21 protein-coding genes are annotated in these 24,440 nt (G+C 39.5%); 3 read left to right on the top strand and 18 right to left on the bottom strand.

The window, feature by feature from the left end:
• Positions 1–2 precede the first annotated feature (2 nt).
• The 7 genes from fmt to OSO01_RS06365 all read right to left on the bottom strand — a co-directional run bounded on the left by fmt (position 3) and on the right by OSO01_RS06365 (position 9,449).
• Positions 3–944 carry a methionyl-tRNA formyltransferase gene (gene fmt / locus OSO01_RS06335; protein WP_147209683.1) on the bottom strand — a complete coding sequence of 314 codons (942 nt, stop codon included), beginning with the start codon at positions 942–944 and terminating at the stop codon, positions 3–5.
• 18 nt (positions 945–962) lie between these two features.
• A complete protein-coding gene (gene priA, locus OSO01_RS06340) occupies positions 963–3,371 on the bottom strand; it encodes a primosomal protein N' (protein WP_147209587.1) in 2,409 nt (802 codons plus the stop codon).
• Positions 3,368–4,576 carry a bifunctional phosphopantothenoylcysteine decarboxylase/phosphopantothenate--cysteine ligase CoaBC gene (gene coaBC / locus OSO01_RS06345; protein WP_147209588.1) on the bottom strand — a complete coding sequence of 403 codons (1,209 nt, stop codon included), beginning with the start codon at positions 4,574–4,576 and terminating at the stop codon, positions 3,368–3,370. Before coaBC ends, priA begins: the two co-directional genes overlap by 4 nt.
• Before the next feature lie 338 nt (positions 4,577–4,914).
• Positions 4,915–5,109 carry a DNA-directed RNA polymerase subunit omega gene (gene rpoZ / locus OSO01_RS06350; protein ID WP_147209589.1) on the bottom strand — a complete coding sequence of 65 codons (195 nt, stop codon included), beginning with the start codon at positions 5,107–5,109 and terminating at the stop codon, positions 4,915–4,917.
• Entirely contained in the window at positions 5,106–5,726 is a 621-nt protein-coding gene (gene gmk, locus OSO01_RS06355) for a guanylate kinase (protein ID WP_147209590.1), read from the bottom strand. The genes rpoZ and gmk overlap by 4 nt, the downstream gene beginning before the upstream one ends.
• Positions 5,727–5,753: 27 nt before the next feature.
• A complete protein-coding gene (gene remA, locus OSO01_RS06360) occupies positions 5,754–6,014 on the bottom strand; it encodes an extracellular matrix/biofilm regulator RemA (RefSeq protein ID WP_042535126.1) in 261 nt (86 codons plus the stop codon).
• Between the two features lie 780 nt (positions 6,015–6,794).
• Positions 6,795–9,449 (bottom strand): cation-translocating P-type ATPase, encoded by a 2,655-nt coding sequence (locus OSO01_RS06365; RefSeq protein ID WP_147209591.1) that lies wholly within the window; start codon positions 9,447–9,449, stop codon positions 6,795–6,797.
• Between the two features lie 100 nt (positions 9,450–9,549).
• Here OSO01_RS06365 and OSO01_RS06370 point away from each other — a divergent pair, with 100 nt between their 5' ends.
• Together OSO01_RS06370 and OSO01_RS06375 are read left to right on the top strand one after the other, a co-directional pair.
• Complete coding sequence (locus OSO01_RS06370) at positions 9,550–11,253, top strand: Rqc2 family fibronectin-binding protein (RefSeq protein WP_147209592.1); 1,704 nt, start codon at positions 9,550–9,552, stop codon at positions 11,251–11,253.
• A gap of 25 nt (positions 11,254–11,278) precedes the next feature.
• Complete coding sequence (locus OSO01_RS06375; RefSeq protein WP_147209593.1) at positions 11,279–11,821, top strand: NADPH-dependent FMN reductase; 543 nt, start codon at positions 11,279–11,281, stop codon at positions 11,819–11,821.
• 114 nt (positions 11,822–11,935) lie between these two features.
• On the opposite strand, the gene OSO01_RS06380 is transcribed toward OSO01_RS06375, so the two are convergent.
• Together OSO01_RS06380 and OSO01_RS06385 are read right to left on the bottom strand one after the other, a co-directional pair.
• Positions 11,936–12,358 (bottom strand): organic hydroperoxide resistance protein, encoded by a 423-nt coding sequence (locus tag OSO01_RS06380; protein WP_147209594.1) that lies wholly within the window; start codon positions 12,356–12,358, stop codon positions 11,936–11,938.
• A gap of 90 nt (positions 12,359–12,448) precedes the next feature.
• A complete protein-coding gene (locus OSO01_RS06385; RefSeq protein WP_147209595.1) occupies positions 12,449–13,315 on the bottom strand; it encodes a LysR family transcriptional regulator in 867 nt (288 codons plus the stop codon).
• Between the two features lie 136 nt (positions 13,316–13,451).
• On the opposite strand from OSO01_RS06385, the gene OSO01_RS06390 reads away from it, so the two are divergent.
• On the top strand, positions 13,452–14,213 hold the full coding sequence (locus OSO01_RS06390; protein WP_147209596.1) for a class I SAM-dependent methyltransferase: 762 nt from the start codon (positions 13,452–13,454) through the stop codon (positions 14,211–14,213).
• A 50-nt stretch (positions 14,214–14,263) separates the two neighbouring features.
• On the opposite strand, the gene pyrE is transcribed toward OSO01_RS06390, so the two are convergent.
• The 9 genes from pyrE to pyrR form a co-directional block, all read right to left on the bottom strand.
• The gene (gene pyrE, locus OSO01_RS06395; RefSeq protein ID WP_147209597.1) at positions 14,264–14,872 is read right to left on the bottom strand and encodes an orotate phosphoribosyltransferase; all 609 of its coding nucleotides are present in this window, start codon (positions 14,870–14,872) and stop codon (positions 14,264–14,266) included.
• The gene (gene pyrF, locus OSO01_RS06400; protein ID WP_147209598.1) at positions 14,862–15,551 is read right to left on the bottom strand and encodes an orotidine-5'-phosphate decarboxylase; all 690 of its coding nucleotides are present in this window, start codon (positions 15,549–15,551) and stop codon (positions 14,862–14,864) included. Before pyrF ends, pyrE begins: the two co-directional genes overlap by 11 nt.
• Positions 15,548–16,462 (bottom strand): dihydroorotate dehydrogenase, encoded by a 915-nt coding sequence (locus OSO01_RS06405; RefSeq protein ID WP_147209599.1) that lies wholly within the window; start codon positions 16,460–16,462, stop codon positions 15,548–15,550. Before OSO01_RS06405 ends, pyrF begins: the two co-directional genes overlap by 4 nt.
• Positions 16,459–17,214, bottom strand: coding sequence for a dihydroorotate dehydrogenase electron transfer subunit (locus OSO01_RS06410; RefSeq protein WP_147209684.1), 756 nt, complete (start codon positions 17,212–17,214; stop codon positions 16,459–16,461). Before OSO01_RS06410 ends, OSO01_RS06405 begins: the two co-directional genes overlap by 4 nt.
• The gene (carB, locus tag OSO01_RS06415) at positions 17,214–20,414 is read right to left on the bottom strand and encodes a carbamoyl-phosphate synthase large subunit (RefSeq protein WP_147209600.1); all 3,201 of its coding nucleotides are present in this window, start codon (positions 20,412–20,414) and stop codon (positions 17,214–17,216) included. Before carB ends, OSO01_RS06410 begins: the two co-directional genes overlap by 1 nt.
• Complete coding sequence (locus OSO01_RS06420) at positions 20,407–21,507, bottom strand: carbamoyl phosphate synthase small subunit (protein WP_147209601.1); 1,101 nt, start codon at positions 21,505–21,507, stop codon at positions 20,407–20,409. Before OSO01_RS06420 ends, carB begins: the two co-directional genes overlap by 8 nt.
• A complete protein-coding gene (pyrC, locus tag OSO01_RS06425; protein ID WP_147209602.1) occupies positions 21,500–22,783 on the bottom strand; it encodes a dihydroorotase in 1,284 nt (427 codons plus the stop codon). Before pyrC ends, OSO01_RS06420 begins: the two co-directional genes overlap by 8 nt.
• Positions 22,740–23,669, bottom strand: a complete 930-nt coding sequence (locus OSO01_RS06430; protein WP_147209603.1) for an aspartate carbamoyltransferase catalytic subunit — start codon at positions 23,667–23,669, stop codon at positions 22,740–22,742. Before OSO01_RS06430 ends, pyrC begins: the two co-directional genes overlap by 44 nt.
• A 151-nt stretch (positions 23,670–23,820) precedes the next feature.
• Positions 23,821–24,369: a bifunctional pyr operon transcriptional regulator/uracil phosphoribosyltransferase PyrR gene (gene pyrR, locus OSO01_RS06435; protein ID WP_147209604.1), complete on the bottom strand. Its 549-nt coding sequence runs from the start codon at positions 24,367–24,369 to the stop codon at positions 23,821–23,823.
• Positions 24,370–24,440: the final 71 nt, after the last annotated feature.

Below are 24,440 nucleotides of genomic sequence, written 5' to 3' on the forward strand. Positions count from 1 at the left end.
TATTATTCTCCTAGTATTACACCAATTTGAATCCTGTCCTGTGAAGCCTGTAAGTAATCTTTTACTTTCATACGTTTCTTTCCGGCAGGTTGAATTTCTTTTATTTTAAGACTTGTTTGTTCCCCGCACTGAACAGTAAAGGATTCACTATCCTTGGCTATAATTTCACCTGCCGGGCTTGTTGAATTTGACTCAGAAACTTCTTCTCCCCACCAGATTTTCATTACTTTATCTTCATAGGTTGTAAATGCAACCGGCCAGGGGTGAAGCCCTCTTATTTGATTGTAAATCTCACCTGCTGGTCTATCCCAGTCAATTTTTTCCTGCTCACGTTTTATATTTGATGCAAAGGTTGCTAATTCGTCCTCTTGCTTTTTTGGTGTTATTTTATCTGCAAATAAGTCAGGCAATGTTTCAATCAGCAAGTCTGAACCGGCGGTGGCCAGCTTATCATGCAGTGTACCGACATGATCTGTGTCTTCTATCTCTACCTCCACCTGAGTAAGGATATCACCTGCATCTAATTTTTCTGCCATATACATAATCGTTACTCCTGTTTTATTCTTACCCTGTATAATAGAATAATGAATTGGTGCGCCGCCACGCAGCTCAGGAAGCAGGGAAGCATGGACATTGATTGCCCCAAAAGGTGCTATCTTAAGCACTTCTTTAGGAAGAATTTGCCCATAAGCTGCAGTGATAATCAAATCCGGTTTGGCATCTGCAAGTGCTTGGAAATCATTCTTTAGCTTTTCTGGCTGAAATACTTCTATCCCATGCTTTAAAGCTTCCACCTTAACCGGTGGAGGAGTAATGATTTTCTTTCTTCCTTTAGGTCTGTCCGGCTGCGTAACAACAAGAACTACATCATATTTATTTTCAATTATTTTTTGTAAAACAGGGACAGCAAAATCCGGCGTCCCCATAAAAACGATCCGTTTCATCATACTTACCTCATTTCCTTACATCATGTAATAGGGCTGCATATCAATAAACAGCTGCAAAGATTGTTTTCGAATCTCATCAGCATAAGCCGATTGAATATGCTCTAAATAACTTATTAATTCCGGTTCATTCTTGTATTTTATCATGCACTGGTACCGATATCTATCTTTTATCCGTGCAATAGTAGAAGGCGTTGGTCCCATGATAGTTGTACCCGGAGATACAACCTCACTAAGCTGCTTAACAATCTCTCCTGTAACCTGGACTGCCCGCACATGATTTTCATGTGACACAGTAATCAGCACAAGAAATACAAACGGTGGATATTGAAATGCTTTCCGAACGGCCATTTCATGCTGATAAAAATCAAGAAAATTATGCTTTGCAGCGTAGGTCACGCTATAATGCTCCGGTGTATAGGTCTGAACAATCACATTTCCTGTAAGCTCATGTCTTCCTGCTCTGCCACTCACTTGTGTCAATAATTGAAAAGTACGCTCCGAAGCACGGAAATCAGGAAGATGCAGCATCGAATCTGCAGATAGAACGCCGACTAAGGTGACATCCTTAAAATCAAGACCTTTTGCAATCATTTGCGTCCCTAATAAAATATCAGCTTTCTTCTCAGAAAACTGTTTTAATAATTTTTCATGTGCTCCTTTTTTTCTGGTTGTATCCACGTCCATTCGAATCACACGGGCTTCCGGTAAAAGCTTTGCCAAGGATTCTTCTACCTTTTGCGTCCCTGTTCCAAAATACCGGATAGAATCACTCCCGCAGGATGGACAGCTTTCAGGAACTGCCTGTTCATAAGAGCAATAATGACATTTAAGTCGATGGCTGTTCTTGTGATAGGTTAAAGCAATGTCACAATGTGGACATTCAGATACGTGCCCGCAATCACGGCACATCACAAATGTGGAATAGCCTCTGCGGTTCAGCAGCAGGACAATTTGTTCTCCCCGTTCTATACAAGCCTTCATATTCTCCATCAGAGAGGCAGAGAACATTGTCCGGTTTCCTGCATGCAGCTCTTTGCGCATATCAACAATCTCTACACTCGGCATTTGCTGATAATTTGTACGGTGGCTGAGCGTTAAAAGCTTGTAAACTCCCTTTTTAGCTCTGGCAAAGCTTTCTAAAGAAGGAGTCGCACTGCCCAGCACTACGGGGCAATGATGACTATTCGCCCGTTCAATCGCTACTTCCCGGGCATGATACCTTGGCTGATCCTCCTGCTTATATGTTGTTTCATGCTCTTCATCAATAATAAAAATACCTATGTTGGAGAATGGAGCAAATATCGCTGAACGAGCTCCAACAACAACTTGAACCTGTTTCTGCTGAATTTTTCTCCATTCATCATATTTTTCTCCAGCGGAAAGCCCACTATGCATTACAGCTACATTTGACCCAAAGCGGCCTTTAAAGCGGCGGACCATTTGCGGTGTTAACGAAATTTCCGGGACAAGAACGATGGCCTCCTGCCCTTTTGAAATAACATGCTGAATAGATTGTAAATATATTTCTGTTTTACCGCTTCCGGTCACACCGTGCAATAGAAATACATTATCCTCTTTTTCATCTATAGATGCGATAATTGGATCCATAGCAGCAGCCTGTTCATCCGTAAGCTTGAAGGCTTCTGTTTGTTCAATAGACTGATTTTTATAGGGATCGCGGAATACCTCCTGTTGAAATGTCTTAACAATCCCTTTTGACACTAATGCTTTAACAGTCTGTGATGAGGTGCCCATGATTTGAATTAATTTCGCCTGTTCAATCGGCTCCGAATTTTCTATAAAATATTGGATTAGCTCTTTTTGTTTCTTTGCTTGCTTCGATAAATCCTCCAGTGCCTCCATAGCATGCATTTCTGAAACATCTAACTGGACCATTGTCTGCTTTTTTTTTGTAATTCTCGACTTCACATGATAATAAATAGTGATATGCCCTGCTTCTATTTGTTTTTGTAAATAATAATAGCTGATAGAAGATGCTGTAAATTCTTCGAAGGGTATCGATTCTCTTCCTGCAAATAAATCTTCTAATTCAGGACTGAGGAATTCATCTGTCTCTCGAACTAAATCTTTTGTATACTGTGATTTTAATACTTGAGGCAGCATTGTCTGAAACACAGTAATATACAGACTAAGCGTTTTTTTTGCTACAGATTTGCCAAGCTGAAGCAGCTCTTCTGTCAATACAGGTGTGATATCTAAAACCTCATGCAGTTCTTTTAATTTTGTTAAGTTTGTCTCATTCTTCAGCTGTACAACAAATCCCATGATTTTCCGCGGTCCAAAAGGTACAGTGACCCGCATACCAGGAGTAATTATTTCATGATATCTCTCTGGAACCAGATAATCGTATGTTTGATTTGTTGCACTTGATGGAACATCAACTATGACACTTGCAATTTTCAAATGGAATCATCCTTCATATCTTGTAAAATACAGTCTAAAAGCTGTACAGCTATCTCTTTTTTTGTCGCCTGCTGCAAATCAGTGACAGATTCCTTTTTATTAATATAGGTAACAATATTCGTGTCCCCTTCAAATCCTGCACCCTGGCGGCTGACATCATTGACAACGATAGCATCTAAATTTTTCTTTTTCAGCTTCCCTAATCCATATTCAATAGGGGTATCTGTTTCGGCAGCAAATCCAACCAGAAATTGATTTTCTTTTCTTTCACCAAGTTTTTTCAGGATATCTTTTGTTCGTTCTAAAGTGATGACATCATCGCCCTCTTGTTTTTTCATCTTTGAGGTATGTACCTCTTTCGGGCGATAATCTGCTACGGCAGCAGCCTTAATAACAATATCCTTGTCTGCAAACTGGTCGTTCATCACATGATACATTTCCTCGGCAGAAACCACATCAATTCGCGTAATAGCGGGGTGCTGTGCATCTATTGTAACTGGTCCGGCAACTAACGTAACATCTGCACCGCGTTCAGCCGCTGCTTCAGCTAAGGCAAAGCCCATCTTTCCTGAGGAACGGTTCGTAAAAAAACGGACCGGATCAATCATTTCCTTTGTCGGTCCGGCAGATATAAGTACTTTTTGCCCCTGCATATCAAGTGCTTTCTGCTGATGACGTTCCATTGCAGTGATAATTTCCTGCGGCTCCTCCAGGCGGCCTTTGCCAACATATCCGCAGGCTAAATAACCATCACCCGGCTCGATGAAATGATAACCCCACTTTTCAAGCTGCTTCATATTTTGAATGACAGCAGGATGTCCATACATATGAACATTCATTGCCGGGGCAATATATACGTCTGCCTGTGTAGCCAGCATTGTTGTCGAGAGCATATCATCAGCTTGTCCATGAGCTAATTTCGCAATAATATTTGCTGTTGCCGGTGCAATAATTGCAATATCCGCCCAATCGGCTAAATCAATATGGGCTATTTTCTTTGGATTTTTTTCATCAAAGGTATCCGTATATACCGGGTTTCTCGTCAAAGCTTGAAAGGTTAACGGTGTAACAAATTCGGTTGCACTTTCTGTCATAATAACCTTCACTTCTGCTCCAAGCTGCGTCAATTTACTTGCCAGAGCACTCACTTTATAAACAGCAATACCACCAGAAACTCCCAGAAGTATTTTTTTCTGATTGAGCATGGAAAAACTTCCTCTCTTTGGTTTATTTTTCACATATTTATACTTTAAAAATCACTTTATTTAAATCTCTGTGTATTTTTTGATGGGTATGCCTGCTGTATAAAAAAACTTAATCTATCCCGCTTCATTTTGAGGCATATTCCAATCTGTATTTTTATCTTCTCTATACATAGTTATAACATATTATCAGCTTCTTCTGCCGAATAAAGGCTTGTAGAAAAACTCCAATAAAAGAAAAAAAGAAGCATCGCAAAAAGAAAAACCTCTGCATCGCGAAAATTCTTGTATAAAGAATTTCACACTGTGCAAAGGCTCTTTTCAATTTGATATCTTAAGTTTTATTTCTTAATATACAGTTTTCCAGCTTCAATTTCTTCCAATGCTTTCCCAACAAATTTATGTGATTTTGGATGTTCTACTAAAACATCATTTGTTTCACTCAGTTCCCTGGCTCTTCTTGCTGATAAAGTAACTAGGCTGTACTTTGATTTAATTTTTGTTTGCAATGAATCAATAGAAGGTTCTAACATCATGATAACTCATCCTCCAAAATTTGCTTGTATTGTTTAGCGATTCTTTCACGCTTTAAGTGCTCACTTTTAATAATTGCTTTTACTTTGTCTACTGCTGTCTCAACCTTATCGTTCACAACAACATAATCATAAGCATCCATCATTTCTATTTCATTACGTGCTTCTTTCAGACGGTTAAGGACGAGTTCCTGCGATTCCGTGCCACGATTAACGATACGATTTTTCAACTCTTCTAAACTAGGAGGGAATAGGAAGATAAATACACCTTGAGGGAAATTTTTCTTCACCTGCATCGCTCCCTGCACCTCTATTTCAAGAAAAACATCAAATCCTTTTTCAATGGTTTCCTCTACATATTGTCTGGGAGTCCCGTAATAATTATTTACATATTGAGCGTATTCTAAAAGCTCTCCTTCTTCAATCAGCTTTTCAAATTCTTCCCGCGATTTATAGAAGTAATCGACACCATCAACTTCACCAGTTCTTTTATCTCTGGTGGTCATGGAAATAGAATATTGAAGATCCATTTCTTCCTCAAATAATTTTTTGCGTACTGTACCCTTCCCGACACCTGATGGGCCGGATAAAATGAATAAAATGCCTTTCTCTTTAATCAAACCATTTCCTCCTAATTTCCAGCTTCGTTATTCGTCTGCAATTTCATCGTTGGTAACAAGCCGTTGGCCTACCGTTTCAGGCTGCACTGCAGATAATACAACATGATCGCTATCTGTTATTATAACAGCTCTGGTACGTCGTCCATATGTTGCATCCACTAATTTATTATTATCTCTGGCTACGGTAATAATTCTTTTCACTGGTGCTGATTCCGGAGACACGATAGAAATAATGCGGTTTGCGGAAACAACATTACCAAAGCCAATGTTTATTAAACTTAAATTCAATTTTTTTCCCCCTAGCATTTCTTCTCTATCTATAATAGTACCATTATACTGTATCTTTATTGAATTTTATACTATAAACTTTTTTGTTACAAGAGCTAAACCAAGAAATAGGAAAATAGAGTGATGTCTTCGGGCTTTGTATTGCTTGTTTATCCATGTTATGAAATTCTTTCTATATAGGTTAAATTAAACAATTCAACTTTCGCACCTAAGAGCAAGCGTCTATACCTTCCTATTCCAGAATGAACATGTTCTTCAATATCCCGCTTGCATGTTGTTAAATCATCTTTTTATTGAAAGGAAGTTTGTGTATATCGCCTGATGGAGTTGGATGAAATACTCGCTTTTTGTTCAGTTGTATTAAACAGTATGGTATCTCCTTCTAGCGGAGGCGGTGCCTTACACGTTACCTTCTTTCTAGATAGAGTTTATGCTTTATCAAGAGATAGATGGACGGAACACTCAACACCTATCACTATGACAAGCAAGTTATTTGTAATGTGCGAAAGTTGAGTTATATAAATAAAACAGCTATCCCAATCTGCTGAAAATGATACCGCATGGATGGAATAGCTGTTTCATTCTATTTTACAATGAACCTTTATTTTGTTTTCATATTGGCCCTTCACCTAAACCAATGGTTACTATAAGCTGCCAATTATATTTGTAACACTAGTTAGCGGATGAAAAACACGGAGGCTCCTGCAGGAAAGCGTAGTGTTTTTCATCCGCGGTTACAATGGGTCATAATTACACCTATTAAATTTTGGTGTTGGTTCTTTATTTTTTAGTAAATCCAAATAAAACGGTTGGCAATGCTCCCAGTCCGACAATAAGCAGCCAATCAATTGCTGACAAGGTTACTGTATGGAAAATCGGCTGGAGCGGCGGGAAGTAAATAACGACTAATAGCAACAGCATCGATGATAGTACAGCTAAAATAAGATAACGGTTTTCAAATAAATTTCTAGCAAAAATTGATTTCTCACTCCGGCAATCAAACACATGAATTAATTGTGCCACAACAAGAGTTGAAAAAGCGATGGTCTGAGCATAGACAAGATTACTTGGGTCATTTTGGTAGGCAACAATAAATGCAATTAAAGTTACAACCCCTATTAATATTCCCCTGCTGATAATCTTATAGCCAAGTCCTCGGGAGAAAATTCCTTCACGTGGATTTCGAGGACCCCGTTTCATCACGTCCTCCTCAGCCTGATCCACTCCTAATGCCATTGCCGGCAGCCCGTCCGTCACTAAATTCACCCATAGAATTTGCACTGGCACCAACGGCAGCGGCAGACCAAGCAGCATGGCAAAAAGCATCACTAGAATTTCTCCAACATTGGAAGCCAACAGGTAGCGGATAAACTTACGAATATTTTCATAAATATTTCTGCCTTCTTGAATAGCAGATTTGATTGTCGCAAAGTTATCATCCATTAAAACAAGAGATGAAGCTTCTTTCGTTACGTCCGTCCCGCTTATCCCCATTGCAATCCCTATATCACTTGCTTTCATTGCAGGTGCATCATTCACGCCATCCCCTGTCATCGCAACAATATGTCCTTTTTCCTGGAAGGCATTTACAATACGAAGTTTATGCTCTGGTGTTACACGTGCAAAAACGTACGTTTCTTCAATCTTATCCACCAATTCAGCATCTGACATTTGTGTTAATTCTTTTCCTTCCAGTACCTTCCCTCTCTCTGGAAGAATCTCTAAATGATTAGCAATAGCTTTGGCTGTATGTGCATGGTCGCCAGTTATCATAACGGTTTTAATTCCTGCTTCTTTACATTCACGAACAGCTGCTTTTACTTCTTTTCTCGGGGGATCCATCAGCCCGTATAAGCCAATTAACGTCAAATCCTCTTCCAATAATGCAGAATCCAGTGAATCAGAGGAAGATAATACCCGAAAACCAATCGCAATAGTACGAAGTGCCTTTTCAGCCATAGATACCATTGCCTGCTCCGTTTTTTTACTCTGTTCTTTTGTTAAAACAGTCTTCCCATCCTCGGTTTGAATGTAGGAAGATTTTGGAAGTAAAATATCAGGTGCCCCTTTTGTAATTAATAAGCGCATTCCGTTTTCATCTTCTATGACAATACTCATCCGTTTCCGATTGGAATCAAATGGTATTTCTTTCACAATCCGAAAAGGCTGCTTATCATTTTCATGGAAGCCATATTTATACGCAGCAACGAGCAGCGCGCCATCTGTCGGATCTCCATCTACAACGTTTTTTCCTTTTTTCAAAGAAATAGATGCATGGTTACAAAGCATCCCATAGAGCAGCATCGATTTCAAACTTGAATGAGTATCTTCTATCTTTTTTTGATTGTATAGAAAGTCCCCTTGAGTCTGATATCCATCACCCGTGACATATAAAGTTTTTCCGTTTATATATATTTCCTTTACAGTCATTTGGTTTTCGGTCATTGTCCCTGTTTTATCCGAGCAAATAACTGAAGCGCATCCTAATGTCTCTACTGCCGAAAGCTTTCTTACAATTGCCTTCTTTTTAATCATTCTCTGAACACCAAGAGATAATGCAACTGTAACAATAGCTGGCAAACCTTCAGGAATAGCGGCTACTGCCAAAGATATACCTGCTAAAAACATTTCATACATAGGATGCCCTTGGAAAATACCAGCTCCGACAACAAGTATCGTCAAGAATAAGGCAACAACAATTAATATTTTCCCTAACTCCGCCAATTTCATTTCCAGTGGTGTAATGGTCTTTTTGGTATTATCAAGCAATGTAGCAATCTGTCCCATTACAGTTTTCATTCCTGTACCGACAACAATACCCTCTCCTGATCCACGTGTAACAAGTGTCCCCATAAAGGCCATATTTACTTGATCCTGTGCTTCTAAACCATCCATTCTGATTTCTTTTGTATGTTTAGCAACAGGAAGTGATTCTCCTGTCAAAGCGGATTCTTCCGTTTCCAAACTGGTTGTTTGAATGACTCTGACATCTGCTGGAATTCTATCCCCGCTTGCAAATCTGACGACATCCCCTACAACTACCTCTTTCGATGGAATCTTCACCCATTGCCCGTCCCGTTTTACGCTGGCTATCGGGGCAGACAGCTCTTTCAGTTTTTCCAACGAATTTTCTGCTTTTTGTTCTTGAAAATAGCCGATAATCCCATTAATTAATACAATAACCATAATAGCTATTGCATCAATATACTCTCCTAATAATCCAGCAATTAACGTTGCAGCTAATAAAATTAATACCATAAAATCCTGGAATTGTTTTAGGAATAAAATCCATCCGGGTATTTTTTTCTTCGCTGCTAAAACATTTTCACCATACTGCTGACGTCTTTTCGCAACCTGCTTCTCCCCTAACCCGACATCTGCTTTTACCTGCAATGTCTCTTCTAATTTTTTTTGATTGAGCTGATACCATTTCATTATACATTCCTCCGGCAGACATGAATTGTACAAGCACTTAATCCATTTCTATGCCCGAACTTCTAAAAAGATGCTATAATTGCCGATGAGGTGATCACATATGCCATTTGACGGTATTGTAACAAGAGCGGTTACGGAAGAATTAGCAGCAAAATTAGAAAGAGGAAAAATTAATAAAATCTATCAGCCATCAGAAACAGAGATTGTCATGACAGTCCGCAGTCAATCTATAAATCACAGTCTGCTTTTTTCTGTCCACCCTACGTATGCCCGATTTCATATAACAAATGATTCTTATACAAATCCAAAAGAGCCTCCTATGTTTTGTATGGTGCTAAGAAAGCACTTGGCCGGGAGTGTTATTGAAAGGATTGAGCAAAAAGGGATGGAACGGATTGTGACATTTACTATCCGAACCCGTAATGAAATAGGTGACATCAGTTATAAACAATTAATTATGGAGCTGATGGGTAAGCACAGTAATCTTATTTTAGTAGATCAGGAAAAAGGACATATTATTGACAGCCTGAAGCATGTTTCTTTATCACAAAATCGCCACCGGACAATTTTACCCGGACAGACCTATCAATTGCCGCCTGACCAGCACAAATTTTCTATTTTAGATACAGACAGTGCATCGATAGTGAGAAAGTTAGATTTTAACGCAGGTAAAATGGATAAGCAGCTCCTCGGTTTATTAGAAGGCTTTTCTCCATTTGTTACAAAAAAAATGATTGAAAGTGTCAATCTTGGGTCCAACCAGGACTATGAGAATATGCTTTCTCATGTGCAAAAACAATTACAGGGAAATAATTATCAGCCCGCTATTTATCAGGAACCAAAGGAAGATTTTCATGTGCTGGCTCTCCCAGATGAAAAGGCAGATACTGTATTTGAAGAAGTCAACACAATGCTCGATGCATTTTATTCAGGAAAAGCTGAACGGGACCGTGTCAAGCAGCAAGCAAAGGACCTCTATCGTTTTATTAAAAATGAACAGGATAAAAATGTTCGGAAGCTGAAAAAGCATCGGCAAACCGTTGAAAAATCAGAACGGGCAGACCATTATCAAAAAATGGGTGAGCTTTTAACAGCACATATGCACCTGGTAAAGCCGAATCAAAAAGAAATCTCAGTCGTAGATTATTATGATCCGGATCAGCAGGAAATAACAATCCCTTTAAATCCAAATAAATCACCAAGTGCAAATGCACAGAATTATTTTAAAACCTATCAAAAGCTGAAAAATTCCCGTAAAATTATAGAAACGGAAATCAAACGAACCAATGAAGAAATTGCTTATTTTGATCAATTGCTGCAGCAGCTGGATGTAGCAAGTACAGATGATATTGAAGAAATTCGTGAGGAACTCAGAGAAGAAGGATACTTGCGCAAGCAGCGTTCTTCTAAAAAAGCAAAAAAACCGCAGAAGCCCGCGCCGGAAACCTACCAGTCTTCTGACGGCATAACTATTTTAGTCGGTAAAAATAACAAACAGAATGAATATGCTACAATGCGCCTGGCTCACCGTGATGATGTGTGGCTGCATACAAAAGATATTCCAGGTTCACATGTTATCATCCGGGACAAAGAACCGAGTGAAAAAACTTTAGAGGAAGCCGCTATTTTAGCTGCCTACTTTAGCAAATCACAGCAATCTTCCTCTGTTCCGGTAGATTATACGTTAATCCGTCACGTTAAAAAGCCAAATGGTTCGAAGCCTGGTTACGTGACATATGATAACCAAAAAACATTGTTTGTTACACCGGCAAAAGATATTGTGGATCAATTACGGGTAAAATAAAAAGACTTGAAAAGGGGTTAAACAAATGAAACTTGTCGGAATATCAGGTGCTCCCGCCGGTGACAAAACTGCAATCGCAGTTAACCAGGTCTTAGTCCATGCCCGGCATTTCGATTCGAGCCTAAAAACAGAATTAATCGACATAAGGGATTATGAAATTGACTTTTTTAATGGCGCTCCCTTAGCAGATTATAATGATGATACCTGGAATATTGTTAAAAAGATTTCATCTGCTGATTTTCTCGTTTTTGGTACGCCGATTTATCAAGCATCCATATCAGGAGCGCTAAAAAATCTACTGGACCATTTGCCGGAATTTGTCTTCAAACGTAAAGTAACAGGCATGGTTGCAACTGGATGGTCAGACAAACATTTTCTTGTTATGGAATATCATCTAAGATCAATTCTGTCTTATTTTAAAGGTCTCGTTCCATCGGGAAATGTCTTTGTTCATAATAGTGCTTTTAATATGGATAGTGATGAAATTATTGATGAACGTGTGCTGGAAAGACTTCAAGCTCTTGCGGAGGAAATGGTTTCTTTGCAGCAGGGGATGAAGAACTATTAATTAGACCAGTCAATGAAAATTCCTGCAAAAGATTTTTCATTTTATTTATAGGAAGTACTTCCTATTACAAAAAACTCCAATCTCATAGGATTGGAGTTTTTTGTAATATGCTTTTTAAATCGCTGTCGGTTTCAATTCTACTTCAATATTGCCTCTTGTGGCTTTCGAATATGGGCAAAATTGATGCGCTGCTTCTGCCAGGTCTTCTGCTTCTTCCTGACTGACGCCTTCAATTTTAATATGGAGAGTGGCTCCGATTTTAAAGCCATCATCTGAAGGATCTTTCATGAAATGAACCTCTGCTGTTGTTTCTGAAGTAATATTTTTACCTTTATTGGATGCCATTAAATTAAGTGCACCATCATAACATGCCGCATAACCGGCGGCAAATAGCTGTTCTGGGTTGGAGCCTTTTTCGCCTGATTTATTGCCAGCCGGATTGACTAAGTTAACATCAATAATCCCGTCATCTGATTTCACATGGCCGTCTCTTCCATTTTGTGCTGTTGCTTTTGAACTGAAAATAATGTTACTCATCGAAATCACTGCTCCTTTATAATTTAATCTAAAGGTACTATTTCCTTTATTTCATTCCTTTAAACCTTTTTTTCTAAAGTTACTCTATTTTTAATCTGCAATAAAATCATAGTTCTCCAATAGATTAAGAAAATGATCAACCTGCGGGAGCTGACGGATTCCTTCTTGAAAACAGACCCAGGTATCACGTGTCACTGCTTCTTTTTCTAAAAATAAAGGAATATATGGGTAATGCTCTTTGAGATGGTTCGAGACACTTCCTGGTAGTACAGCCATTCCTATACCCTGCTTCATAAATTGTTTACAGGTTTCAATTTGATCCACTGTCATCTTTTTTTGCGGTTTTATATAATTTTGCTGTTCAAATAACCAGCTGTCGACAAGTTCATGCATGCTGTCATCGCTTTTAAAAGAGATTATTGGTCTTTCTTTTATACCGTGCTCCGGAAAAGGTTCTGTATCAAAAATATAAAGGGGATCATCAAACAAATGCATTGATGTAGTCTCTTTTAATTTATCACCGCGAATAATACATACATGATATTGCTTATGGTTTTTTCTGATATCCTCACTGATTCCCGTTACTAAATCAACAGCTACCTTTGGATAGGCAGCCGTATATTCTCCTAAAATATCCGGCAGATAACGTTGACTGATTAATGAAGAACAAGCAATTGATAGTGTCCCCTTTATTTCTTCTCCAGTCTCTGCTAAACGATTTTTAAATAGATGCTCCTTCTCCACCATTTCTTTTGCATGCTGAATAACCCGTTCCCCGGCAGGGGTTGGTAATAATCGCTTTGATGTCCGTATAAATATCGTTTCTCCAAAATAGTTTTCCATGTATTTTAAGCGTTGTGTAACTGCCGGCTGGGAAATGAGAATAGCTTTTGCTGTTCCCCGTATTGTGCCAATTTCATAGAGTTTTAACAGGATTTCATAATCATCCATCCGCATAGGAAAAACCTCCAATAAGTATTAATTATCATTTTTGATTAAAATATAGTATTTTACTTATTTCATTATAGCATATAGTATTTAATTAAGAAGATTTTCTTTACTTTATATAGAGAAACGGAAGGAAGTATGTTATATGGATAAGAAGCTTTTAAACAAAGAGTTATTCTCCAAAAGAGAAGATGCTTATGTCAATAGCAGTACACACAGTAATCCAGCAGCTCTACAGAAAATTTCAGATTGGTTAAAACCAACTAAAGAACAAATTATTTTAGATATTGCTACAGGTGGAGGCCAGGTCGCAAAAACATTAGCTCCATCCGCCAAACAAGTTATTGCAACAGATTTAACACCAGCAATGTTATCAAATGTCCGAAACAGCATAAATGAAAACGACAACATTTTATTTATTATCGCGGATGCCGAAGAACTACCTTTTCTTGATAATTCTATGGATATTGTCACCTGCCGTATCGCAGCACACCACTTTCCACATCCTGAAAAGTTTATTCATGAAGCATATCGTGTTTTAAAACCTGGAGGAAAATGTCTATTTGTTGATAATGTCGCTTCCGAGAATGAAGCAGAAGATCAATTTTTAAATCAGCTGGAAGAAATGCGTGATCCAAGTCATGAGCGTGCCAAAAAGATTTCTGAATGGAAGGCACTTTTTTCAAAATGCCAGTTTACTTTGATTCAGGATGACATACGGATAAAAGAACTTCCTTTCCAAGACTGGCTTAATCGTACGGTGGATACGGTGGAAGTAAAACAGCAAGTGATTCATTTTATACAAACAGCAGATAAAAAGCTGCAAAAGTATATACGTTTACAGAAAAAAGAAGATGACATTCATTCCTTTGCCATTGATGAGTGGATTAGTATGTGGGGAAAATAGTAATGAAAAAAGGATATGCTGCCTCCCCGGCCTCATATCCTTTTTTCATCTTATAACTTACTTCTCCAGGCAAGAACGGTTTCTTTTTCTGTTTCTGTAAGCTTGTTTTCTTCTATAAGTAGCTCCAATAACTGATCAAAGCCAGTAATAGAATGATAGCACAAACCAGCCTCTGTAAAAGCTTCCTCTGCTCTTGGAAGTCCATAAGTGAAAATGGAATATACTGCAGTAATTTCAGCACCTTCCTGCTCCAGTGCCTGTGCAGATTGAATGGAGGATCCGCCGGTGGAAATCAGATCCTCAATAACGAGTACCTTTTTCCCTTCTACAGATGCGCCCTCGATTTGATTGCCTTTTCCGTGTCCTTTTGGTTTAGAACGTACATATACCATTGGTAAATCCAATTCTTCCGCTAACCAGGCAGCATGCGGTATACCGGCAGTTGCACAGCCGGCAATTACTTCCGGTTTTGTTTCACTATTTTTCACCATTTCTGCAAATGCTTTAACAATTTTTTTGCGGACAGCAGGATAACTCATGGTTAAACGATTGTCACAATAAATGGGTGATTTTAACCCGGATGTCCATGTGAAATAATTATCTACATTTAATTGTACTGCCTCAATTGCTAATAAATCTTTTGTTACATTATTCTCCATGCTGCCACTCCTTCAATACTTGTTCATATGCTTTTCTAGGATTTTCTGCTTTGGTAATGCTTCTGCCGACAACAAGAAAATCACTGCCAAGTGCTTTTGCTTTTCCAGGTGTTGCCACGCGTTTCTGGTCATCCTGGGAAGAATCTGCTAAACGGATCCCGGGTGTTATTGATAAGAAATCCTTTCCGCAATGTTTTTTTATCACGGGTACCTCATGAACAGAGCTGACCACCCCGTCCGCCCCGGCTTCTTTTGCTAAAGATGCAAAGCGGATAACGTTCTCTTCAATATTCCCCTGTAAACCAAGCTCCTGATCTAATACGTCGTTATCCATTGAAGTAAGGATAGTCACTGCCATCAGCTTTGTCGATGAGCCAGCCAGCCCCTGCTTTGCCTGGTAGATCATTTCTTTTCCGCCGATCGCATGTGTTGTTACTAAATCCACATTTAAAGGAGCAATATTTTTCATTGCCTGATGAACCGTATTTGGAATATCATGAAGCTTTAAATCAAGAAAGATTGGATGATTATCCGCCTGCAGCTTTTCAATAATTGCCGGACCCTCACGATAAAAAAGCTCCATCCCTACCTTTACGGGGACTCCCGCTAAATCATTTTCTCTTAAAAAACATTCCGTATCTGCCCACGTTGGAAAATCTAATGCGACATAGATGCTCATACTACTGCACCCCTTCTTTCAATAACATCTTGCACCGAAGTATATTGATATTTTATTAATGTTTCTGGAAGTGCATCAATAATGTCTACACAGGCAAAAGGATTTTGGAAATTTGCTGTACCGACTGCTACTGCATCTGCACCGGCCTGCAAAAATTCTAAAACATCCTCCGCTGTAGAAATTCCTCCCATGCCGATAATCGGGATAGATACCTGCTGCCGTACTTCATAAATCATCCGGATAGCAATTGGTTTAATCGCCGGTCCGGATAATCCGCCTGTCTGATTAGCAATTAGCGGTTTTCCAGTAGGCAGGTGAAGCTTCATACCAGTCAGTGTATTAATCATTGATAATCCATCTGCTCCAGCTTCTTCTACAGCTTTTGCCATTTCTGCAATATTTGTCACATTAGGTGACAGCTTTACGTAGACAGGAAGATTACTCGCTTCTTTTACTGCTGCAGTAACCTTCTTAGCCATATCCGGATCTGTCCCAAACTGAATACCGCCTTCTTTTACATTCGGACAGGATATATTTAATTCTAATGCATTCACATCATTTGTTTCGTTAAATGCTCTGGCTACAAAAATATATTCTTCTAAAGAGCTCCCTGCAACATTTGCAATAATAGAAGTATCATATTCTGCAAGTCTTGGAACCTCATTTGCAATAATCCGCTCTACACCAGGATTTTGCAGACCGATAGCATTTAACATGCCAGATGACGTTTCTGCAACCCTTGGCGTAGGATTGCCAAAGCGTTCAAATTGGGTTGCTGCCTTCATGATAATGGCGCCTAAACGGCTTAAGTCATAGAATTCACTGTACTCCTTGCCAAATCCAAAGCAGCCTGATGCCGGCATTATTGGGTTTTTTAACGTTAGTCCAGGTAATTTGACCTCCAGGTTCATAAGATAACCTCCTGTGCAGAAAATACTGGTCCATCACTGCAAATCTTTTTATAGCTGTTATCCACTGTCGGCAGTACACATGCCATACACGCACCAACACCGCAGCCCATTCTCTCTTCCAGAGATACCTTACCTTTCGAGTCTTGTAACTCTGTTGTCACTGCACGCAGCATCGGCAGCGGTCCACAGCTGAAATACTGATCAAATGCACCGACCTCAGGGAATACATGTGTTACAAAGCCCTGATGTCCGTAAGAACCATCATTTGTTACCACATATGTTTCAGCTATTTTCTTAAATGCTTCTTCATAAAAGACATAGTCCTTTGACTGAAATCCCAACACAGCAACAAGCTCCACATTTTTTTCACTTAAGCGTTTTGCAAGGTGGTAGATAGGAGGAATTCCAATTCCTCCACCTATTAACAGTACACGCCCGCCTTCTGATACATCATCTATAGAGAAGCCATTTCCATTTGGTCCAAGCGCATCAACGGTCATTCCCGGCTGATAAGCCGCTAAAGCTTTTGTTCCACCACCAACTATCTTGAATAAGATGGTAACTGTCCCCTCTTGCCTGTCTACTTTTGCAATAGAGATAGGCCTTCTTAATGTAAAGCCCGGAACAAGCAGATGCAAGAATTGCCCTGGCACCGTTTGTTGACTGACCTCTGGCTGATATAATTTCATTTCAACCGTTTCTTTAGCAATGGTTTCAACGGATAATACCTTCATTTCATGTCTTTTCTTCATCATGGTGTCACCTTTTGCTGACTGATTGGTTTTGCAGTAAATGTGGTAGAGTCGATGACGTTAATAATCGCATTAACAGTATCTAGATTGGTTAAACTTGCGATACCATGCTCTACAGCTTCACGACGGATTAAAAAGCCGTCTGATCTTGGCTTTTGCCCGGAATTAAGTGTATTAATAACAAATTGTACTTTTCCTTCCTCGATGATAGAAAGTACATTCGGTTCATCTAGTCCGACCTTGCCTACCTCAACAACCGGAATATCTCCTTCTTCACGGATATATGCTGCTGTTCCCTGTGTTGCATAGAGTAGAAAGCCAAGCTGATGGAATCGTTCTGCTACTTCCAGCATTTCTGCCTTGTCTTTATCAGCAACTGTTAATAATACGCCGCCTTCTTGCGGAACTTTTAATCCGGAAGCAATAAGTCCTTTATACAACGCTTTTTCTAATGTTTTATCATAGCCGATTGCTTCTCCGGTAGATTTCATTTCTGGTCCAAGAATCGTATCCACACTGCGCAGCTTTTCAAAAGAGAATACTGGAATTTTCACTGAAACAAGATCCTGCTCAGGTAAAATGCCAGTTTCATAGCCCATATCGGCTAATTTTTCACCCAGGATACATTTCGTCGCAATGTTTGCCATTGTTACGCCGGTAATTTTACTTAAGAAAGGAATTGTTCTGCTCGCTCTTGGATTTACTTCAAGTACGTAAACATCTTCATCACGGATAATGAACTGGATATTGATTAACCCTTTCACATTCAGTGCTTGTGAAATTTTTACCGCTGCATCTAAACATTTTTCTTTAACAGCTTCACTTAAACGCTGTGGAGGATATACGGCCATAGAGTCACCAGAGTGGACACCTGCACGTTCGATATGCTCCATAATTCCTGGAACAATGGTTGTTTCTCCATCACAAATTGCGTCTACTTCCGCTTCCATTCCTGTCAGATACTTGTCAATTAAAATTGGATGTGCTGAGTCAATGTTATCAGACTTCGCTAAATAGTTTTCCAGCTCTTTTTCGCTATAAACAATTTCCATGCGGCTCCCGCCAATTACATAAGAAGGACGGACAAGGACCGGATAGCCGATTTGGTTTGCTGTTTCGATTGCCTGATCTAATTTCGGTACTGCTTTCCCTTGTGGACGAAGCAAATCAAGCTCATCCAATAAAATTTCAAATTTATCGCGATCTTCTGCCCGGTCTATTGCTTCCAGACCAGTACCTAAAATTTTCACGCCGCGGCGTTCCAATCCGTCAGCAAGATTAATTGCTGTCTGCCCGCCAAACTGTACGATAACGCCTTCTGGTTTTTCCAGTTCAACTACATGCATGACATCCTCTAATGTGAGCGGCTCAAAATAAAGCTTATCGGAAATAGTAAAATCTGTAGATACTGTTTCCGGGTTATTATTCATAATAATCGCTTCATAGCCGAGCTCTTTAATCGCAAAGACAGAATGTACAGTTGCATAATCGAACTCAATCCCTTGCCCAATTCGGATTGGGCCGGAGCCGAGCACCAGGATTTTTTTACGCTCAGATACTTCTGATTCATTTTCCGTTTCATAAGTACTGTAGAAATATGGTGTTTCCGATTCGAATTCTGCTGCACACGTGTCTACCATTTTATAAACTGGGAAGATATTTTCTGTTTTTCTTAATGCGTATACCTCATCAAGAGAGGTGTTCCAGATTCGGGCAATTTGAGCATCAGCTATTCCTAATTGTTTTGCTTGTTTTAACACAGCAGTATCATTTTTATTTTCACTTAATGTTTTTTCAGTTTCAATAATTTTATTTAAGCTGTTTAAGAAAAAGCGGTCAATTTTTGTCATTTCAAAGATTTCATCAACAGTATAGCCGCGGCGCAGGGCTTCAGCTAAAAGAAAAATTCGTTCATCATCTGCACGCTTCAAGCGTTTATTCAATGTTTCTTTATCTAATTCTACCGCTTTTGCCAGGTGAAGCTCCTCTGTACCCATTTCCAGCGAACGTACACCTTTAAGTAATGATTCTTCCAGATTACGGCCAATCGCCATAACCTCTCCTGTTGCTTTCATTTGCGTCCCTAAACGGCGGTCGCCTGAGGTGAATTTATCAAATGGAAAACGCGGAAATTTCGTTACCACATAGTCTAATGCCGGTTCGAACATGGAATATGTTTTACCGGTAATTGGATTTGTTATTTCATCCAGTGTATAGCCGACTGCGATTTTCGCTGCAATCTTTGCAATTGGATATCCTGTTGCTTTGGAAGCCAGAGCAGATGAACGGCTGACACGCGGGTTTACTTCAATTATATAGTATTGGAAGCTGTACGGATCCAGTGCCAGCTGGACATTACAGCCTCCTTCAATTTCTAGCGCACGGATAATTTTTAAGGAAGCATTGCGTAACATATGATATTCACGGTCACTTAATGTCTGTGACGGTGCAACTACAATAGAGTCTCCTGTATGTATGCCGACAGGATCGATATTTTCCATATTACAAACAACAATGGCCTGGTCCTTATGGTCGCGCATTACTTCATATTCAATCTCTTTAAAACCGGCAATATTACGCTCGATTAAGCACTGGTTAACCGGAGAGAGCACAAGGCCGTTATGTGTAATTTCTCTAAGTTCCTGCTCATTGTAGCACATTCCTCCGCCTGTACCGCCGAGTGTATATGCAGGTCGTACAATCAATGGATAACCAATTAAATTGGCAAATTCTACAGCTTCGTCCACTGTATGTACTATCTCACTTTCAGGCACCGGCTCATTTAATTCATTCATCAAGTTACGGAATAACTCTCTATCCTCCGCCTTTTGAATGGACTCTGGCGCTGTTCCTAAGAGTTGCACATGATGATCTTCTAAAATTCCCTTTCGTACAAGCTCCATTGCAAGGTTCAAGCCCGTCTGTCCGCCAAGCGTAGGCAGAATAGCGTCCGGCTGCTCTTTACGAATAATTTTTGTTAAAAACTCTTCTGTTAAAGGTTCCATATATACTTTATCTGCAACCGTATTATCGGTCATGATCGTTGCCGGGTTAGAGTTAGCCAGGATAACATAGTATCCTTCTTCTCTTAATGCTTGACAAGCCTGTGTTCCAGAATAATCAAACTCAGCTGCTTGTCCGATAACAATTGGACCAGATCCAATTACGAGAATTTTTTGAATATCAGTACGTTTAGGCATTAATATGAACCTCCTGCTTCTTCTCTTGTTGCTTCATAAGCTCTAAAAATTCATCAAACAAATAATTTGTATCCTCTGGTCCTGGAGATGCTTCTGGATGATACTGCACCGAGAACGCAGGATAAATAGTATGTCTTACACCTTCTACTGTTCCATCATTGATTGCGATTTGTGTTAATTCAAGCTCCGTATTTTTTAACGTAGCCGGATTCACTGCATAACTATGGTTTTGAGAGGTAAGGTACGTTTTATCATTTTCTAAATCTTTTACCGGATGATTCGCACCTCGATGTCCAAACTTCATCTTTTCGGTATCTGCTCCACAGGCTAACGACAGAAGCTGATGCCCAAGGCAGATCCCAAATATCGGCACCTTGCCAAGAATTCCTTTCACCATTTCAATTGCCTCTGGTACATCCTTTGGATCTCCAGGGCCGTTAGTCAGCATAATCCCGTCTGGACGAAGGCGGAGAATATCCTCTGCACTGTAGTTATAAGGAACAACTGTAATTTGGCAATCGCGTTTTGTCAGCTCGCGCAGAATACCATGCTTTGCACCAAAATCTACTAATACAACCCGACGTCCTCTCCCCGGAACAACATATGGCTTGCCAGTAGAAGTTTTCTTTACTTGGTCTCTTGGAAATTCTGTATTTCTTAGTTCTTCCACTGTTTTTTCTATATCTTCTTCCGCTGACACAATAGCTGCTTTCATCGTTCCATGCTTCCGGATGATTCGCGTTAATTTTCTTGTGTCAATTCCAGAAATACCAGGGATATTATTAGCTTTCAAGAAGCTGTCTATGGTCTCTTCATTCCGAAAATTAGAAGGCTGTTCACTGTATTCTTTAACAATCAACCCATGAATAAAAGGTGTAATTGTTTCGAAGTCATCCCGATTTATCCCGTAGTTCCCAATCAAAGGATAAGTCATTGTTACAAACTGACCGCAATAGCTTGGATCAGTAATAACCTCCTGATATCCCGTCATACCAGTGTTAAAAACAATCTCTCCTTTAGAAACATTTTCACTTCCAAAGCCATATCCCTCAAAAACTGTTCCATCCTCCAGGATTAAATTACGTTTACGCATGGTTACCCTCCTCAAATACAACTTTACCGCCTACAATTGTTATGACAGGGAATCCTGTTACCTCCCAGCCATGGAAAGGAGTATTTTTCCCTTTAGATGCAAATTGATAACGATCAATCTTAGCTGTTTTTTCCAAATCAACAATTGTTAAGTCCGCAGGAGCGCCTTCTTTCATTGTTCCATAAGGAAGTCCGAAAACATCAGCCGGTTTTTTTGTCATTCTATCGATTAATTCATGTAAGTTTAAAACATTTTTCTGTACTAAATGTGTGTATAGCAATGGAAAAGCTGTCTCTAATCCAACGATACCGAATGGAGCTTCTAAAAATCCATTTGCCTTTTCTTCTTCGCCATGAGGAGCATGGTCTGTCGCAATAAAATCAAGGGTTCCATCTAAAAGCCCTTCAATCAGTGCTGCTTGATCATCCCTTCCTCTTAAAGGCGGGTTCATCTTGAAGTTAGCATCATTTTCAAGAATATCTGTTTCATTCAAAATCAGATGATGCGGTGAAACCTCTGCAGTTACTTTAATTCCTGCTTTTTTTGCATCACGGATCACACGGACAGATTCCTTTGTGCTGACATGGCATACATGATAATGACAATCAGCTGCTTCTGCTAATAATACATCTCTGGCAATTTGTACAGATTCACTTAAAGATGGAATTCCAGGAAGGTTCAGCCTCTTGCTCACTTCTCCATCATGTGTCACCCCGCCATAAACAAGGGAATTATCCTCACAATGAGCAACAATTGCTGCACCGCATGCAGCTGCTTCCTTCATTGCCTGAAACATTTGATTAGCTGTCTGAATACCTACTCCGTCATCTGTAAAAGCAAATGCGCCATGTTCGAACAGCTCTTTAATATTTGTACGTTCTTCTCCTTTTAAACCTTTAGTGATGGAAGCATATGGAAGAACGCGAACTACTCCATCTGCCTTAATTTTTTGCAGCAGCTGGTCTAACGTATCTGCATTATCAGGGACCGGGTTCGTGTTTGGCATAGAGCAAACTGTTGTGAATCCGCCTCTCGCTGCAGACTGTGTTCCCGTTGTAATCGTTTCTTTATATTCACCACCCGGTTCACGTAAATGAATATGTACGTCGATAAAACCTGGTGATACAAGGTTATTTTTTGCGTCGATGGTTTGATCAGCCTGTTCAGTTATCTCAGAAGCTATTTCCCGTATTTTGCCGTCTTCGATTAAAATCTCACAGTTTACCAGTTCATTAGATGATGTTAAGCGCTTGGCGTTTGTTAATTTCGTTTTCATTAATAATCCCCCATTCTTTTAGTACATGCATTAAAATGGCCATTCTCACATAGACGCCATTTTCCATTTGTTTAAAAATACGTGATTGTTTACTTTCTACAAGCTTTGTATCAATCTCTACCCCTCTGTTAATCGGGGCAGGGTGCATAATAATGGCATGCTTCTTCATTTTTGCTGCTCTTTCCATTGTTAGTCCATAGAGAGAAAGATAATCGAAGGTCTCTGCCTTGTGAATATGACGCTCATGCTGGATTCTTAATAACATAACAACATCTGCAATTTCGACTGCCTCATCCATTGTAATGTACGGGAAGTGCAGAGAATCGTCTTCAAAGCCCGGTGCTGCGCTCAAGAAAACATCTGCTCCTAATTTTTCCAGAGCCAGTGCGTTTGATCTGGCAACACGACTATGTTTTATATCCCCAGCGATAACAACCTTTCTCCTTTTCACATTACCGAATTCCTGGTACATAGTTAATAAATCCAGCATACATTGTGTAGGGTGCTCTTCTTTCCCTGAACCAGCGTTAATAACAGGGATACGCAGTTGTCCTTCTTCTTCTATTTCATCTATCCAATAATCAGAAGGATGACGGACAATTAATACATCTGCACCAATAGCTTCAAAGGTCTTGGATGTATCATATAATGATTCTCCTTTTACAAGACTGGATGCTTCTGTATGCAAATCTAACATTTCCAGTCCCAATTTTTTCTGGGCAACTTCAAAACTCATTTTTGTTCTTGTACTGGGTTCAAAGAATAGATTTGCAGCAAATAGCTGTTTATTAATCGTAATTGGTGACTTTCTTATCGATTCAGCTTCTTTAAGAATGTGATTAATCGTTTCTCCCGATAATTGCTGCATGGAAATAAAATGTTTCACGTCCCATCTTCCCTTCTTTGCTATCATTTTTTTTATAAAATTGTACAAAAAAACTCCCTGCAAAGGTTGCAGAGAGCTAGACGAATGCCCTAATTAAGCATCCGCTTTACTAAACAACCTTTCAAATCTCTCTGGATTTGATTAAAAGTTATCATGTATTCTTTTCATAAATAGAAACAAGGTCAATCTGGTCTTCTTCACTCAGCTGGACAACAACTATTTCTTGTTCAGCCGTAGGAATATTCTTACCCACATAGTCAGCCCGAATAGGCAGCTCACGATGGCCACGGTCTACTAAAGCACCAAGCTGAATCGTTGCCGGTCTGCCGACATCCATTACTGCATCCATTGCCGCACGGACTGTTCTGCCTGTATAAAGAACATCATCAATCAGGATTACCTGCTTGTTTGTTATATCCATATCAATAGAAACTGAATTGATTTGCGGATCCTCGTGATTACTTTTTTTCTCCAAATCATCCCGGTACATTGTAATATCTAATTCACCAAAAGGAACATCAATCGATTCAATCTGTTTTATTTTTTCCTGAATAATTTTCGCCAGCGGAACGCCTCTTGTTTTGATTCCAATTAAAACAAGGTTCTCTCCACCTTTATTCTTTTCCAGAATCTCATGAGACATTCTGGTCAATGCTCTGTTTATTGCAGCCGCATCAAGAATCTCTGTTTTTTTCTTCATCCCGGTTCCGCTCCTTCCGTATAAAAAAGCCCTTTTCCTGTTGATGGAAAAGGGCATACGCATACCTTAAG

The sequence above is a fragment of the Oceanobacillus sojae genome (assembly GCF_007991515.1).
Classification (GTDB): domain Bacteria; phylum Bacillota; class Bacilli; order Bacillales; family Amphibacillaceae; genus Oceanobacillus; species Oceanobacillus sojae.

Bases quoted from the DNA above. Each gene is read 5' to 3' on its own strand.
- fmt (WP_147209683.1), bottom strand. From the start codon at position 944: ATGAAACGGATCGTTTTTATGGGGACGCCGGATTTTGCTGTCCCTGTT.
- coaBC (WP_147209588.1), bottom strand. From the start codon at position 4,576: ATGCTCAATCAGAAAAAAATACTTCTGGGAGTTTCTGGTGGTATTGCT.
- rpoZ (WP_147209589.1), bottom strand. From the start codon at position 5,109: ATGATGTTAGAACCTTCTATTGATTCATTGCAAACAAAAATTAAATCA.
- OSO01_RS06365 (WP_147209591.1), bottom strand. From the start codon at position 9,449: ATGAAATGGTATCAGCTCAATCAAAAAAAATTAGAAGAGACATTGCAG.
- OSO01_RS06370 (WP_147209592.1), top strand. From the start codon at position 9,550: ATGCCATTTGACGGTATTGTAACAAGAGCGGTTACGGAAGAATTAGCA.
- OSO01_RS06375 (WP_147209593.1), top strand. From the start codon at position 11,279: ATGAAACTTGTCGGAATATCAGGTGCTCCCGCCGGTGACAAAACTGCA.
- OSO01_RS06380 (WP_147209594.1), bottom strand. From the start codon at position 12,358: ATGAGTAACATTATTTTCAGTTCAAAAGCAACAGCACAAAATGGAAGA.
- OSO01_RS06385 (WP_147209595.1), bottom strand. From the start codon at position 13,315: ATGCGGATGGATGATTATGAAATCCTGTTAAAACTCTATGAAATTGGC.
- OSO01_RS06390 (WP_147209596.1), top strand. From the start codon at position 13,452: ATGGATAAGAAGCTTTTAAACAAAGAGTTATTCTCCAAAAGAGAAGAT.
- pyrE (WP_147209597.1), bottom strand. From the start codon at position 14,872: ATGGAGAATAATGTAACAAAAGATTTATTAGCAATTGAGGCAGTACAA.
- pyrF (WP_147209598.1), bottom strand. From the start codon at position 15,551: ATGAGCATCTATGTCGCATTAGATTTTCCAACGTGGGCAGATACGGAA.
- OSO01_RS06405 (WP_147209599.1), bottom strand. From the start codon at position 16,462: ATGAACCTGGAGGTCAAATTACCTGGACTAACGTTAAAAAACCCAATA.
- OSO01_RS06410 (WP_147209684.1), bottom strand. From the start codon at position 17,214: ATGAAGAAAAGACATGAAATGAAGGTATTATCCGTTGAAACCATTGCT.
- carB (WP_147209600.1), bottom strand. From the start codon at position 20,414: ATGCCTAAACGTACTGATATTCAAAAAATTCTCGTAATTGGATCTGGT.
- OSO01_RS06420 (WP_147209601.1), bottom strand. From the start codon at position 21,507: ATGCGTAAACGTAATTTAATCCTGGAGGATGGAACAGTTTTTGAGGGA.
- pyrC (WP_147209602.1), bottom strand. From the start codon at position 22,783: ATGAAAACGAAATTAACAAACGCCAAGCGCTTAACATCATCTAATGAA.
- pyrR (WP_147209604.1), bottom strand. From the start codon at position 24,369: ATGAAGAAAAAAACAGAGATTCTTGATGCGGCTGCAATAAACAGAGCA.